The organism is Polynucleobacter sp. Tro8-14-1 (genome assembly GCF_018881655.1).
Lineage (GTDB): Bacteria > Pseudomonadota > Gammaproteobacteria > Burkholderiales > Burkholderiaceae > Polynucleobacter.
In genome coordinates this window covers 23,467-38,393 of the sequence record NZ_JACVPX010000008.1, presented here as the reverse complement: position 1 = coordinate 38,393, position 14,927 = coordinate 23,467, and the positions used below count along the sequence as shown (strand labels likewise).

14 protein-coding genes and 1 tRNA gene are annotated in these 14,927 nt (G+C 46.5%); 10 read left to right on the top strand and 5 right to left on the bottom strand.

All coding sequences use genetic code 11. The features are described 5' to 3' along the window. Positions 1 to 13 precede the first annotated feature (13 nt). The 3 genes from ICN34_RS09600 to mnmH are packed head-to-tail and all read left to right on the top strand — an operon-like array spanning position 14 to position 1,881. Entirely contained in the window at positions 14 to 358 is a 345-nt protein-coding gene (locus tag ICN34_RS09600; RefSeq protein WP_216122291.1) for a TIGR01244 family sulfur transferase, read from the top strand. Positions 359 to 381: 23 nt separating this feature from the next. Then, positions 382 to 801 (top strand): thioesterase family protein, encoded by a 420-nt coding sequence (locus ICN34_RS09595; protein ID WP_216122290.1) that lies wholly within the window; start codon positions 382 to 384, stop codon positions 799 to 801. Positions 802 to 807: 6 nt separating this feature from the next. Beyond that, positions 808 to 1,881 (top strand): tRNA 2-selenouridine(34) synthase MnmH, encoded by a 1,074-nt coding sequence (gene mnmH, locus ICN34_RS09590; protein WP_216122287.1) that lies wholly within the window; start codon positions 808 to 810, stop codon positions 1,879 to 1,881. A 16-nt stretch (positions 1,882 to 1,897) separates the two neighbouring features. On the opposite strand, the gene ICN34_RS09585 is transcribed toward mnmH, so the two are convergent. After that, positions 1,898 to 3,082, bottom strand: a complete 1,185-nt coding sequence (locus tag ICN34_RS09585; protein ID WP_216122285.1) for an acyl-CoA dehydrogenase — start codon at positions 3,080 to 3,082, stop codon at positions 1,898 to 1,900. Positions 3,083 to 3,185: 103 nt separating this feature from the next. Here ICN34_RS09585 and ICN34_RS09580 point away from each other — a divergent pair, with 103 nt between their 5' ends. Beyond that, a complete protein-coding gene (locus ICN34_RS09580) occupies positions 3,186 to 3,896 on the top strand; it encodes a queuosine precursor transporter (RefSeq protein WP_216122283.1) in 711 nt (236 codons plus the stop codon). Positions 3,897 to 4,010: 114 nt separating this feature from the next. Continuing rightward, positions 4,011 to 5,618: an ABC-F family ATPase gene (locus ICN34_RS09575; protein ID WP_216122281.1), complete on the top strand. Its 1,608-nt coding sequence runs from the start codon at positions 4,011 to 4,013 to the stop codon at positions 5,616 to 5,618. A gap of 40 nt (positions 5,619 to 5,658) precedes the next feature. Here ICN34_RS09575 and ICN34_RS09570 read toward each other — a convergent pair whose 3' ends face one another. The 4 genes from ICN34_RS09570 to ICN34_RS09555 all read right to left on the bottom strand — a co-directional run bounded on the left by ICN34_RS09570 (position 5,659) and on the right by ICN34_RS09555 (position 9,234). Further along, positions 5,659 to 5,922 (bottom strand): DUF1289 domain-containing protein, encoded by a 264-nt coding sequence (locus ICN34_RS09570; RefSeq protein WP_216122279.1) that lies wholly within the window; start codon positions 5,920 to 5,922, stop codon positions 5,659 to 5,661. Next, on the bottom strand, positions 5,919 to 7,091 hold the full coding sequence (locus tag ICN34_RS09565) for a GNAT family N-acetyltransferase (protein WP_216122277.1): 1,173 nt from the start codon (positions 7,089 to 7,091) through the stop codon (positions 5,919 to 5,921). The genes ICN34_RS09570 and ICN34_RS09565 overlap by 4 nt, the downstream gene beginning before the upstream one ends. Before the next feature lie 2 nt (positions 7,092 to 7,093). After that, positions 7,094 to 7,480 (bottom strand): lactoylglutathione lyase, encoded by a 387-nt coding sequence (gene gloA, locus ICN34_RS09560; RefSeq protein WP_216122275.1) that lies wholly within the window; start codon positions 7,478 to 7,480, stop codon positions 7,094 to 7,096. Between the two features lie 83 nt (positions 7,481 to 7,563). Further along, entirely contained in the window at positions 7,564 to 9,234 is a 1,671-nt protein-coding gene (locus ICN34_RS09555; RefSeq protein ID WP_216122273.1) for an electron transfer flavoprotein-ubiquinone oxidoreductase, read from the bottom strand. Between the two features lie 157 nt (positions 9,235 to 9,391). Here ICN34_RS09555 and ICN34_RS09550 point away from each other — a divergent pair, with 157 nt between their 5' ends. From ICN34_RS09550 to ICN34_RS09530, 5 genes are all read left to right on the top strand, one after another. Further along, positions 9,392 to 10,093, top strand: a complete 702-nt coding sequence (locus ICN34_RS09550) for a CoA transferase subunit A (protein ID WP_216122271.1) — start codon at positions 9,392 to 9,394, stop codon at positions 10,091 to 10,093. A 42-nt stretch (positions 10,094 to 10,135) separates the two neighbouring features. After that, a complete protein-coding gene (locus tag ICN34_RS09545; protein WP_216122269.1) occupies positions 10,136 to 10,786 on the top strand; it encodes a CoA transferase subunit B in 651 nt (216 codons plus the stop codon). Between the two features lie 35 nt (positions 10,787 to 10,821). Beyond that, a complete protein-coding gene (locus ICN34_RS11610; protein WP_216122267.1) occupies positions 10,822 to 12,696 on the top strand; it encodes an alpha/beta fold hydrolase in 1,875 nt (624 codons plus the stop codon). Positions 12,697 to 12,723: 27 nt separating this feature from the next. Then, positions 12,724 to 14,757, top strand: a complete 2,034-nt coding sequence (locus tag ICN34_RS09535) for a bifunctional (p)ppGpp synthetase/guanosine-3',5'-bis(diphosphate) 3'-pyrophosphohydrolase (protein ID WP_216122265.1) — start codon at positions 12,724 to 12,726, stop codon at positions 14,755 to 14,757. 18 nt (positions 14,758 to 14,775) lie between these two features. After that, positions 14,776 to 14,852, top strand: a tRNA-Val gene (locus tag ICN34_RS09530). Positions 14,853 to 14,927 lie beyond the last annotated feature (75 nt).

Below are 14,927 nucleotides of genomic sequence, written 5' to 3'. Positions count from 1 at the left end.
CGTAGAGGGTTTTATGAGTCTTCCTATTTCTTGTCACAACGCACAGTTTGGCACACTGGGTCAGATCGACCCAAGTCACTTAGCTGAAATTGCAGCACAGGGCTATAAGAGTGTGATTAACAATCGTCCCGATGGTGAGGGCGGTCCAGATCAACCTACTAGCGCAAGTATTGAAGCAGAAGCAGAAAAGCTTGGTCTAAATTATGTTTACTTGCCCGTGATCTCAGGTGCATTTACTCAGGCCCAGGTTCAGGAGATGGCTCGTCTCTTAAAAACACTGCCAGGTCCAGTGCTAGCGTTTTGTCGTTCAGGTGCTCGCTCTACTAATTTGTATCAACTTGCTTTGCAGCTTGGTTAAGTAAAGAGGGTATTTACTAAAGCATGCGCATCGCCATCCCAGAAGAAAGAAAGTTGGTTCATGAAATGATCATGCCCATTCGTTGGGGTGATATGGATGCCTATGGTCATGTAAACAATACTGTGTACTTTCGCTATATGGAGCAGGCACGCTGCGAGTGGATTACGGATATGGGGTATGAAGTCGCCCCCGGTCGTGAATCGATGTTGATGCTTAATGGCTTTTGTAACTTCTATCAACAACTCACTTTTCCAGGCGATCTAATTCTAAAGACTTCGATTGGCGCTATTGGAAGAACAAGTTTAGATGTTTATACCAGTATGGCGCTAAGCACTACGCCTGAGGTCGAAGCGGCTATAGGTGGTGCCACGATGGTGTGGGTTGATCTTACTACCAATAAATCAGCCCCATGGCCCGAGCATGTCTTAGAAAAGTTGCGCTAGTTCATCGTGCAACCAAGCAATCCCCATATTTTAAGATCCGAACAATTTCTATCAGAGCTAGATAGCTTTGATGAAATCATTGATGTTAGATCCCCGGCAGAGTTTGCCCTGGATCATATTCCTGGAGCCGTTAATTACCCAGTGTTAAGTAATGATGAGCGGGTAACTATTGGCACGCTATACAAACAGGAATCACCATTTGCTGCCAAGAAGCTTGGTGCTGCTTTGGTCTCACGTAACATTGCCAATCATCTAGAAAATCATTTATTGGAAATGCCACGTGAATGGCGTCCATTGATATATTGCTGGCGTGGTGGTGAGCGTAGCGGGGCATTCACGCACATCCTTAATCGTATTGGTTGGAAAGCTAAGCAGCTCGAGGGTGGATACCAAGGCTTTCGTCGTACCGTCATTGATAGTTTAGAAAAATTCGCAGGCCAATTTTCATTTCAGGTTATCTGCGGGATGACTGGTAGCGGCAAGACAAGAGTGCTGCAAGAGATTGGCACTTTAGGTGCACAGATTTTGGATCTAGAGGGCTTGGCCGTGCATCGTGGTTCAGTCTTAGGTAATGAACCCAATGAAGATCAGCCCTCTCAAAAGGGCTTTGAAACAGCGCTCTGGAATGCCTTACGTTCTCTCGATCCTAATAAGCCAGTGTTAGTAGAATCAGAGAGTAAGAAGGTTGGCGGCCTGCATGTGCCTGATGCCCTCATGGAAAAAATCCGCAATGGCGCTTGTATTGAGTTGCGCTCGAGTGCTCAGACTAGGGTCTCTTGGTTGATCCGTGAATACCATCATTTCTTGATTGATACTGATAACTTCAAGCAGAAGTTATCTTTACTCACTGCCCATTATGGAAAAGTGCAGATTGCCAAATGGAATGATGCGATTGATGCTGGTAACTTTCCGGAGTTAGTTGAAGAGTTGCTCGTAAAACATTACGATCCCTCATATCAATCGTCGATTGTGCGTAATTTTCCCCAATACAAGATTGAGAATTTTGTGCAGCTAGAAAATGATAGTGATGAGGCCTTTGCCAAAGCAGCAAAGGCCATCGTAACTAAGCTTGGCGCTTAATTGCTAAGCTGGTTAGTTAACTAAAAGCTTGAATACCCGTCTGCGCACGACCTAGAATCAGAGCGTGAATATCGTGAGTGCCTTCATAGGTGTTTACAACCTCTAAGTTCAGCATGTGACGCACAACGCCGTATTCATCGGAGATACCGTTACCGCCGTGCATATCACGTGCCATGCGCGCAATATCCAATGACTTGCCGCAAGAATTGCGTTTCATGATGGAAGTTATTTCTGGAGCTGCAATACCTTCATCTTTCATACGGCCCAAACGTAGGCAGCCCTGTAGACCGAGAGTAATTTCTGTTTGCATATCAGCTAGTTTCTTTTGAATCAACTGATTAGCTGCTAGCGGCTTGCCAAATTGTTTGCGATCCATGGTGTACTGACGAGCGGCATACCAGCACCATTCTGCAGCACCTAGCGCACCCCAGGCAATGCCATAGCGAGCTGAGTTTAAGCAAGTGAAGGGGCCTTTGAGGCCTTCGATTTCAGGAAACTCATTTTCTGCTGGTACGAATACTTCGTCCATCACGATTTCACCGGTAATGGAAGCGCGCAGGCCCATCTTGCCGCTGATCTTTGGCGCACTTAAGCCCTTCATGCCTTTTTCAAGGATATAGCCACGGATGATGCCTTCATCATTTTTCGCCCACACTACAAATACATCGGCAATCGGTGAGTTAGAGATCCACATCTTCGCGCCAGTTAATGAAAATCCGCCGGGTACTTTCTTGGCGCGGGTAATCATGCCGCCTGCATCAGATCCGTAGTTTGGCTCAGTTAAACCAAAGCATCCAATCCATTCACCACTGGCTAATTTAGGCAGGTATTTTTGTTTTTGTGCTTCGCTACCAAATTCATTGATGGGGACCATGACTAAAGATGACTGCACACTCATCATGGAGCGGTAGCCAGAATCAACGCGCTCAATTTCACGAGCAATTAAACCGTAAGACACATAGTTCAAATTGGCGCCACCGTATTGCTCGGGAATAGTAATTCCTAAAAGACCAAGTTCACCCATTTCGCGGAAGATGGCAGGATCGGTCGTTTCATTGCGATAGGCATCATGAATCCGTGGCATCAGGCGTCCTTGAGCATATTCAGCAGCCGCATCGCGCACCATGCGCTCCTCTTCGGAAAGTTGCGTATCGAGAAGAAGGGGGTCAGCCCAGTTAAAGCTCGCTTTACTTTTGCTCATTGCCTTGCCATCCTATTTTGATTTTGTCTTCATTTTTGCCTGTTTCCTGCGAATTTTCAGGAATACAGATATTCTTACTTCTATTATCCATTTTTCTATGCTTATGGACTCTCCTAGACGTCACCACCGTTATTACGACCTCATTCTGACCGCCTTCGTGGTTGTTTTGCTGTGCTCCAACTTTATTGGCGCCGGCAAAGCGGCTGTAATTGATTTGCCGTACTTCGGAAGCTTGCCATTTGGGGGTGGAATTCTATTTTTCCCAATCTCCTATTTTTTTGGCGATATTCTCACTGAGGTCTACGGTTATGCCTATGATCGTAGGGCGGTTTGGGCAGGTTTTGCTGCTCTTGTATTTGCAGCCATCATGGCTCAAATTGTGATTGCTTTGCCAGCTGCGCCTGGCGACTATATGGCCAACTATCAAAAAGGTTTGGAGACGGTTTTTGGAAACTCCTGGCGAATTGCCTTAGCGTCCATGTTTTCATTTTGGTGCGGTAGTCTGGCTAACAGCTATGTTTTGGCTAAGATGAAAATATGGACTAAAGGGCGTTATTTATGGACGCGTACGATTGGTTCCACGGCGATAGGTGAGATGGTGGATTCATCATTCTTCTATATGCTGGCTTTCTATGGCATTTGGCCCACCCATGAAGTGATCCAGGTGGCGCTTGCTCAATATGTGCTCAAGACCTCCTGGGAGGTTCTGGCAACCCCAATGACTTATTGGGTCGTGAACTTCCTTAAGCGTAAGGAAAATGAGGATTTTTACGATATCCATACAAATTTCACCCCATTTAGGGTCAAAGTCTAGGTGGGTGGATTAGCTTCCTGTCATTAAAGCCCTCTAAGCCGTTAAAATAATGGTCTTTGCCCCCAAAGTCGGGGGTGACTATTGAATTGAATTTCAGAAAGCTAGAAAACATCCGTGCTGTCAGCATCTAATATCACCATGCAGTTTGGGGCAAAGCCTCTGTTTGAAAACATTTCCGTGAAGTTTGGTGGCGGTAATCGCTACGGCCTGATTGGCGCTAACGGTTGCGGTAAATCTACCTTCATGAAAATTTTGGGCGGCGAGCTCGAGCCAACCAGCGGCAATGTGAGTTTAGATCCTGGTATTCGTCTAGGTAAGTTGCGTCAAGATCAATTTGCTTACGAGGATGTGCGCGTACTCGACGTCGTGATGATGGGTCACGAAGAGATGTGGAAGGCTGCAGCTGAGCGCGATGCTATCTACGCCAATCCAGATGCTACTGATGAAGATTACATGAAGGCTGCTGAGCTTGAGGGTAAGTACGCCGAATACGGTGGCTACACCGCAGAAGCAAAAGCGGGTGAGTTGTTGTTAGGTATTGGCATTCCTATTGACCAACACAATGGTCCGATGAGCAACGTTGCACCAGGTTGGAAGCTGCGTGTATTGCTAGCGCAAGCATTGTTCTCCGATCCAGATGTATTACTGCTCGATGAGCCAACGAATAACTTGGATATTCACTCCATTCATTGGCTTGAAGACATTCTCAATCAAATTAAGAGCACCATCGTCATCATTTCGCATGATCGTCACTTCCTGAATGAAGTCTGTACGCATATGGCCGATATGGACTATGGCACTTTAAAAGTCTATCCAGGTAATTACGACTCTTACATGCTGGCTTCTGTTCAGGCAAGAACACAGCAGCTCAGTAATAACGTGAAAGCCAAAGAAAAAATTGCTGAATTAGCAGCTTTCGTGGCTCGCTTCTCTGCAAATGCTTCTAAAGCTCGTCAAGCGACTTCACGTCAGAGGCAGCTGGAGAAGATTGAAATTGTTGAAGTAAAACCTTCATCACGTCAGAACCCATTTATTCGTTTTGATGCTGAGAAAAAATTACACAATATGGCAGTAGAGTGCAACGCACTTACTAAAGCTTATGACCGAGTTATCTTCAAGAACTTCAAATTAGGTGTTCGTGCCGGTGAAAAGATCGCGATCATCGGTCAAAACGGTGCTGGTAAGACAACATTACTAAAAACCATTCTTAGCAAGCGCTTTGACGGCATTGCTGCGGATAGTGGTGATGTGAAGTGGGCTGAGAATGCTAACGTCGGTGTAATGCCTCAAGACAACACCGAAATGTTTGCTAAAGATGAGTTGCTCATGGACTGGATGAATTGGTGGCGCAATACTGGTGACGATGACCAAGTCATTCGTGGCACATTGGGTCGCCTTTTATTCTCTGGTGACGATATTGGCAAGTCTGTCAAAGTCCTTTCTGGTGGTGAAAAGGGCAGAATGATTTGGGGCAAGCTTATGCTCCAAAAATACAACGTCCTGGCAATGGATGAGCCAACCAACCACATGGATATGGAATCAATTGAGAGCTTGCAAATCGCTCTTGAGAAATTCGACGGTACTTTGATTTTCGTATCCCATGACCGCGAGTTTGTTTCTGCATTAGCCAACCGCATCTTAGAAGTGAAGATGGATGGTACGGTGGTGGATTACTCTGGAACTTACGAAGAGTACCTACGTAGCCAAGAGTTGGCTGGTTAATTAAAGCCCGGCTATAAGACTGGTAATAAAAAATAAGCCCTTAAGTGGGCTTATTTTCTTTGGCTTGTCTCTGGAATCGCGTCGCAGTACCTTCTGCGCGAATACGTTGCCATACTGAATCTTTTTCTTCTTGAGAAAAGAATACCCAATTGCTCACCTCACCTAAAGTGCGACCACAACCTTGGCAGATCTCATCGTATAGCGTGGTGCAAACACCAATGCAAGGCGAGTCAGAGTCTGCATCCCCAGTGGATAGGGAATGGGAGCCATCTTGCACAATAGATTTGGTATCTTCAGAATTCATGGCTGTACTTTAGACGATTTCAAAGGACTGTGCTCGGCGAGCTCATCCACATAAGCCCCTATGCCTTGATGTTCACGATCTAGGAAGTGTTGCACAGCTTTGGCAAACTGAGGATCCGCAATGAAATGGGCAGATTGAATGGTTGTTGGCAAGAAGCCGCGCGCCATCTTGTGTTCGCCTTGAGCGCCACCTTCAAAGGTTTGAATCTGATTAGAGATGCAATATTCAATTGCTTGATAGTAGGCGGTTTCAAAGTGCAAGCAGGGTATATGTTCGATGGCACCCCAATACCTTCCATAAGCCTTAGAGCTTGTGGGGTCAACAACTAGTAGCGACGCAGCGATTGGGTTGCCATTGCGCTCAGCAATGATGAGGTGTAAGTTTTCAGGCAGGCGATGCGCCCATAATTTCAAGAATGTCTCATTAAGATAGGGGCTGGATCCATGCTCTAAGTAAGTGTTTGCGTAACAGCGATAAAAGAATTCCCAATCTGCATTGGTTGAGTATATTCCCGGGACATGTCTAAAAGTAATTAGCTCTCTCGATACCTGTTCTCGTTCGCGTCGAATATTCTTGCGACGCTTCATAGTGAGGGCTGCTAAAAATTGTTCGAAATTCTCAAAGCCCTGGTTATGCCAATGAAATTGCACCGAGTCTCGCAACATGAAGCCTTGGTCCTTGAGTCCCTTTGCTTCTGAGGCATGGGGAAATAAGACATGTGCTGAAGATAGATTATTTTGCAGAACTAAAGTCTTCAAGCCTTTGATTAATTGTTGCTTTACTAAATCAGCGGCTACATTGCCCGCACTCAAAATCCTTGAGCCTTGAACTGGTGTAAACGGAATGGCGCAAAGCGCTTTCGGAAAATACTGCATACCTTGTTGCTCATAGGCCTGAGCCCAAGACCAATCGAAGACAAATTCTCCATAGGAGTGTTGCTTCAAATATAGGGGCATTGCGCCAATGAGCTGGTTGCCACCCTTTAGGAGTAGGTGAGACACTTGCCACCCAGTATTAGCTCCAACGCAGCCAGTTTCCTCTAGCGCGCTGAGAAACTCATGGCAAAGAAAGGGCCCTGCATCAGCGGGAACTAGAGCATTCCACTCCCCAGGGGGGATATCACTGAGGCTATCTACTATCTCTAATTGAAATGAATCGGGCTCTGCCACGATTAACGCTGAATGAGCTCTATTTTGTAACCATCGGGATCGGTAACGAATGCAATGATGGTGTCACCTCCAGCTACAGGACCAGCCTCACGGGTCACATTGCCACCGACCGCCTTGATGGCGGCACAAGCAGCATAGGCATCCGGAACCTCAATAGCAATATGTCCATAGGCCGTGCCTAGGTCATAGGATTGAACGCCATGGTTGTAAGTCAGTTCAATCTCCGACTGGCCATCACCATTCCCTTTACCGAAACCCACAAAAGCCAGTGAATATTTTTGTTCAGGACGTTCAGTCGTGCGCAGTAAATTCATGCCCAAAACTTTGGTGTAGAAATCAATCGAGCGATTTAGGTCGCCGACGCGAAGCATAGTGTGCAGGATCATCATGGGTTAAATATAACGCTATTTATTTAATCGTGTTGAGATGAAAAACCCCGGCATGAAACCGGGGTTTGTTGTATTGCATTTACTTACATGGATGCATAGTTTGGACCGCCACCGCCTTCTGGTGTAACCCAGACGATATTTTGCGTTGGGTCTTTGATATCACAGGTTTTGCAATGTACGCAGTTTTGCGAATTGATTTGCAAGCGCGCTTTACCATCGGTTTCTACAAACTCATATACGCCAGCAGGGCAGTAGCGTTGCTCGGGTCCTGCATAGGTTTCCAGGTTCACGCCTACAGGAATAGATTCATTCTTCAGCGTTAAATGAACTGGTTGATTTTCAGCATGATTGGTATTGGAGATAAATACTGAAGAGAGGCGGTCAAACGTAAGCTTGCCATCTGGCTTAGGGTAGTCAATCGGCTTGTGTTGTGCTGCAGGCTCCAAACATTCATGGTCTGCATATTTTAAATGCACTGTCCATGGCATGTTGCCACCCAAAAGCTTTTGTTCCAATCCAACCATCAGCGTACCAACATAAAGTCCTTTTGACATCCAGGGCTTGAAATTGCGCGCTTGATTGAGTTCTGTATGCAGCCAACTATTTTGAAATGCAGTTGGGTACGCAGACAAAACATCCTCAGAGCGATTCTCATTGATAGCAGCAACTGCTGCTTCAGCAGCAAACATTCCAGTCTTAATTGCTGCATGACTTCCCTTGATGCGAGATGCATTGAGGAAGCCAGCATCACAACCAATGAGCGCACCACCAGGAAATACAGTCTTAGGAAGGCTATTTAAACCACCAGCAGTCAGTGCGCGTGCGCCATAAGAAATGCGTTTACCGCCTTCAAAAGTTTCACGAATCTTTGGATGTAATTTGTAGCGTTGGAATTCTTCAAAAGGAGAGAGGTAGGGATTCTTATAAGACAAGCCAACCACTAATCCAACAGCAACCTTATTGTCACCTAAGTGATAGAGGAATGAGCCACCATAGGTATCGCTATCTAAAGGCCAGCCGGCGGTGTGCACTACAAGTCCAGGCTTACTCTTGGAGGGTTTAACCTCCCAAAGCTCTTTAATACCAATGCCATAGCTCTGTGGGTCTGCATCTTTATCCAAAGCAAACTTAGCAATCAGTTGTTTGCCAAGATGACCGCGCGCACCTTCAGCAAAGAGGGTGTACTTGCCGCGTAATTCCATGCCAAGCTGAAACTGATCCGTTGGATTGCCTTCTTTGTCTAAACCCATTGAGCCGGTGATGACACCATGGACTGCGCCTTGCTCGTTGTAGAGAATTTCTGCAGCGGGAAAACCGGGGAAAATCTCAACGCCGAGATTCTCGGCTTGTTGCCCTAACCAACGGGTTACGTTAGCAAGGCTGACGATATAGTTGCCCTCATTTTTAAAGCAGTGCGGCAACATCCAGTTTGGAACCTGGTATGAGTTATCGCTGGTTAAGAATAGAAATTGATCTTGTGTGACTGGGGTATCAAGTGGGGCACCCAATTCTTTCCAGTCTGGGAATAATTCAGTAAGTGCTTTGGGGTCCATCACGGCACCAGAAAGTATGTGAGCGCCGATTTCAGAACCCTTTTCCAGAACGCAAACGCTGATTTCTTTTCCTGAGGAGCTGGCTAATTGTTTGGCCTTAATAGCGGCCGATAATCCTGCTGGACCACCCCCGACAATGACAAGGTCATAGTCCATCGAGTCTCTGGGACCAAATTGCTCTACCAACTCTGCAGAATTCATTCAATTTCTCCGAAATTTCTTAAAAATGGCGCATTTAAGCCCTGTTAGTTTAGTTCTAAGTGACAAAAACCGATTTAGTGCCAAGACCGCCTAGCTCAGGGGTCTTAAGCGTTATGATTGCTTTTTTACCCTTTTTAGCAATATTAGGACAAAAGTTATGAATAAAACTTACCCATCGGCAGTAGATGCCTTGCGGGATATCTTAAAAGACGGACAAAAATTAGCCGTTGGCGGTTTTGGTCTGTGTGGTATTCCTGAGGCCTTGATTCAGGCGGTTAAGGACCTGGGTGTTCAGAATCTCACCGCAATTGCTAATAACGCTGGGGTTGACGGCTTTGGTTTGGGTTTATTGCTCAATTCACGGCAAGTGAAAAAAATGGTTGCCTCATATGTGGGTGAGAACAAAGAATTCGAACGTCAATATTTAGCAGGCGAATTGGAGTTGGAATTTACACCGCAAGGAACGTTGGCTGAAAAATTGCGTGCCGGTGGTTGCGGTATCCCTGCTTTTTATACCAAAACTGGTGTTGGCACTTTGGTTGCCGAAGGCAAAGAAGAAAAAGAATTCGATGGCGAGAAATACATCATGGAGCGTTCAATCGTTTCGGATATCTCTTTAGTAAAAGCTTGGAAGGCAGATAAGTCCGGTAACTTAGTCTATCGCTACACGGCGCGAAACTTCAATCCAGTGGTGGCTATGGCTGGCAAGATCACCGTTGCAGAAGTTGAAGAGATTGTTGAGAACGGCAAACTCCATCCTGATGAGATTCATACACCTGGTATTTATGTCCACCGTTTGGTGCTGCATAAAACACCAGAAAAGCGCATTGAACAGCGCACTATGACTGCAACAGCGTAATTCCCAGAACAGCAAAAGAACAGAATACTTAGGAAGATCGAAATGCCTTGGACTAGAGATGAAATGGCAGCACGTGCTGCTAAAGAATTAAAAGACGGTTACTACGTGAACTTGGGTATTGGTATGCCTACTTTGGTAGCGAACCATGTGCCTAAAGATATGGAAGTATGGCTTCAGTCTGAAAATGGTTTATTGGGTATCGGACCGTTTCCAACAGAAGAAACAATTGATGCAGACTTAATCAATGCTGGTAAGCAAACCATTACGACATTGCCTGGCTCATCGATTTTTTCTTCCGCCGATTCATTCGGAATGATTCGTGGTGGAAAAATTAATATCGCGATCCTGGGTGCAATGCAAGTGAGCGAACATGGTGACTTAGCTAACTGGATGATTCCAGGAAAAATGGTTAAAGGCATGGGCGGCGCAATGGATTTGGTTGCCGGCGTTAAGCATGTGGTTGTATTGATGGAGCACGTTGCCAAGAAAAAAGATGGCACTGAAGAGCTCAAAATTTTGCCGAAGTGCACATTGCCTTTGACAGGTGTGGGCGTCATTAGCCAGATCATTACCGATCTATGTGTTCTTGAAATCACCCCTAAGGGTTTGAAGTTAACTGAGTTGGCTCCAGGCGTGACTAAGGAAGAAGTTATTGCTAAAACAGGAGCCCCTGTTGATACAACAGGTTTCTAATCAGCGTCATCAATTGATGGAATAATGGGTTCACCATGTCGGGCTCCCATCATTTCCATTCGAGGCCATCTAAACCCCAGAATCAATCTGGGGCAGATCCTTCTCTACATGCCCATAAGAAGGGTGATGCACGGCATACCCATAGCAAGCAAGCCTCTAATCAAAACTTACTATTAATCGCCTTAGTACTGACCTTGGGTTTTTCAGGGGTTGAGGGTGCTGCTGCCTATTTCGCTAATTCATTAGCCCTGATTTCAGATGCGGGTCACATGGTGACTGATGCTGCTGCTTTGGGTTTAGCGCTACTTGCGCAGATTATTTCTCGTCGCCCACCATCCCCAAAGCATTCGTTTGGTTTTGGGCGTGCTGAAGCGCTAGCAGCCTTTGTCAATAGTATTGCGATGCTGGCTTTGGTTTTATGGATTGTCATTGAGGCGGTCAGTCGTTTTGCTAATCCCCATAAAGTAGATGGCTTGACTGTTACGGTTGTAGCTGCAATTGGACTGCTGATGAATATCGTTGTGGCATGGGTTTTGTCTCGCGATAAGCAAAGCGTCAATACCCGTGCAGCACTAGTCCATGTCATGGGTGATCTATTGGGTTCGGTTGCGGCATTAATTGCCGGTGTCGTGATTCAGCTTACCGGCTGGATGCCTATCGATGCCATTCTCTCTATTCTGGTATCACTGCTCATTCTGAAGTCCACCATCTCGATTCTGCATGAGTCTTATCACTTCCTGATGGAGGGTGTGCCTCTTCATATTGACTACTTACAAGTCGGCACTGATTTAAAAAATATTCCGGGCGTACTCGCGGTTCATGATTTGCATGTGTGGGAGATGACCCCTAGCTTTCCAGCTTTGATTGGCCATATTGAAATAGCCAATATGCAAGAATGGCCACAAATCATGGCCCGTATCAACGCGATGCTTTTAGATAAACATGGCATTGATCATGTGACCTTGCAACCTGAAGAGGTGGGGGGCGATCACGATCATGAGCATGATCATCTAAAGCATGAAATTCATAATGAGGCTCAGGCAGCAAATGTGTTTCATGATGGTGACACTTTTTATGTAGAGTGCGCTAGCGGTGATTCAACACACCTCATGGCTTATCACGCTTGGGGAAATCCTGGCAATAAAGTATTACTGTGTGTTCACGGCCTTACAAGACGGGGTAGTGACTTTAAGACGCTTGCACAGGCGATGAGCAAAGACTATTACGTGGTTTGCCCAGACGTGGTGGGTAGAGGTGATTCTGATCGCTTAGCAAATCCAATGCTCTATGCCGTGCCTCAGTACGTTGCGGATATTGCTACGCTGGTTAAGAAGTTAGGCGTTGCGCAAGTGGATTGGCTGGGAACTTCTATGGGCGGCTTGATTGGCATGGTGTATGCCGCAATGCCAAACTCACCCATACGGAGAATGATTATCAATGATGTGGGCCCCAAGATTGAGCCAGAGGCAATTAAACGCCTGGGCTCATACGTAGGCCAGCCATTTACTTTTGCGGATCGCACGGAAGCACTGCAACGTTTGAATGAAATCTGCGCCACTTTTGGTGAGCACACTCCTGAAGAGTGGGAGATTTATAACGGCCCTATGTTGGTTCAGAAAGATGGTAAATGGATCATGCATTACGACCCAGATATCTCAGTGCCGTTTGCATCAGTAAACCCCATCATGGCTAAAGCAGGTGAGATGGCGATGTGGCATGCCTTTAAGCAAATTCATATTCCGATGTTGATCGTGCGAGGCGGTAACTCTGACTTGCTTTCCGCTGCTACGGTTGCCCAGATGTGTAAAGTCAATCCTTATGCGCGCAGTATTGAGATTCCCAATGTGGGACATGCACCCGCGTTTGTGAAACCCGAGCAGATTGCTTTAGCAAAAGAATTCTTCAGTTAATTAGTTCTTAATCACCCCTTATTGCCAATGGCAAATGTCCCTAGCAATTCATTAAAAGAGTCAGTATTCGTAGATGCCTGGTATGGTGAGCCGGCAGAATTGCACGCAGGTGGGGTATTGCAAGTATTGCAGTCTCTTAATCTGGATGAGGCGACATTAACTGCTGCCAGCAATATTGCCCGCACCCATGGCAAAGAAGCCCTCATCAAACTCATTGGTGAAGAGTCCGCGAAACTGCTCATTGGATATCGCGGCTTACGACAAGCCCAAGCAAAGTTAGTCCGTGATGATGGTGGCTTAAGTGTTACTGGCCAAGAAGAAATGTTGCGCAAAATGCTTTTGGCATTTGGTGATGATTTGCGTGTGGTTCTGATTTATCTCGCCTCCCGTCTGCAGACATTGCGCTGGATTACACAAGAGAAGATCGAGATGCCTGCAGCTTGGGCTCAAGAGATCCTGAGTATTGATGCCTCATTGGCTAATCGATTAGGTATTTGGCAAATGAAGTGGGAGATGGAGGACTTAGCATTTCGAGCGCTCTCACCACAGACTTATCGTGATATTGCCAAGATGCTGGATGCTAAACGCATTGAGCGCCAATCATTCATCGACCTAATCGTCTTGCAACTACAGCAAGAATTAAAGGCTGCTCAGATTGAGGGCGAGGTACTTGGAAGACCAAAACATATTTACAGCATCTGGAAAAAGATGGAAGGTAAATCATTAGACTTTGCCAATCTTTATGATGTCAGAGCATTTCGGGTATTGGTCGCCGATGTCAAATCTTGCTACGCTGTATTAGGCATCGTGCACAACGTCTGGCAGCCGGTACCAAGAGAGTTTGATGATTACATCGCGCGCCCGAAGCCTAACGGTTATCAATCACTGCATACAGTAGTGATGAACGAAGACGGTACCGCATTTGAGATTCAGGTGCGTACACAAGAAATGCATCAGCAGGCGGAGTATGGTTTAGCTGCGCATTGGCGCTACAAAGAGGGTGCTTATGCGGGTATGGCCACACCCCCTAATCCCGCCAAAACAAACAAGCCAAGTGTTACTCACCAGCAAGGCACGCATAGCGCAGAGGTTGCTTATGAAAGGCAAATCGCTTGGGCTCGCCAGCTTATCTCTTGGAAAGAGGATGCTTGGGAGCAGCTTAAGCACCATGAGATTGACGACCATATTTATGTTCTTACGCCTTTAGGGAAAGTGATTTCTTTGGAGAAGGGCTCAACGCCAATTGATTTTGCTTATGCGGTTCACACCAATCTTGGGCATCGCTGCAGAGGTGCACGAGTCGATGGTGCAATGGTTCCGCTCGAGACTGCATTGAAGAATGGCCAAACGATCGAGATTATTGCTGTCAAACACGGGGGCCCATCACGCGATTGGATTAGCCCTGATAAGCACTATGTGCGCTCACAAAGAGCGCGCCAACGAGTACGTGCTTGGTTTAATGCACTTGATGATGAAGAGGCTGGGCAATCTGGAAAAGCTGTAGAGGGTAAAGCTGAAGCAATCCCTGAATTAAAGACCCCATCCACAACACCTGAAATCGTTTTACGCAACAGCACTCATAAAGCAGGGCGAGGTGGCGATGTTTTGGTCGTTGGCGTGGATTCATTATTGACGCAGTTGGCGCGTTGCTGCCGGCCCGTTCCACCGGACTCGATTGCGGGATTTGTGACACAAGGTAGAGGCATTTCGATTCATCGTCGCTCCTGCAAAACCTTTAGAGGTTTGCTGGAGAGAGCGCCTGAGCGGGTCATTCAAACGGCTTGGACTGCTTCTGCTGCAGACCCAGTGGTCAATCAAGAGCAAAAACGCGTCTTTCCAGCTGATTTGGTGGTGACTGGCTTAGATCGCCCTGAGTTAATGCGGGAGCTCTTTGAAATTCTGACTAGGCAGGGGGTGCATGTGATCGATTTGCGAAAATCAGCCAAAAAAGGTCTTGCCCAGATCCTTTTAACGATTGAGGTGAAGGATTCTGAAGTGCTGCGAGTCGTGCAAAACAGCCTAGAAGAGGTCAAAGGGGTCACCCAAGTGCGCCGCCGGTGATAAACTCTATGGCTGTATAGGCTCGTAGCTCAGCTGGTTAGAGCACCACCTTGACATGGTGGGGGTCGTTGGTTCGAGTCCAATCGAGCCTACCAACGAATAAGACCCGAAAGAAGTGCTAATCATGGCTTCAAAGAGGCGCGGATGCCCCAAAGCTACCGCGCTTTCTT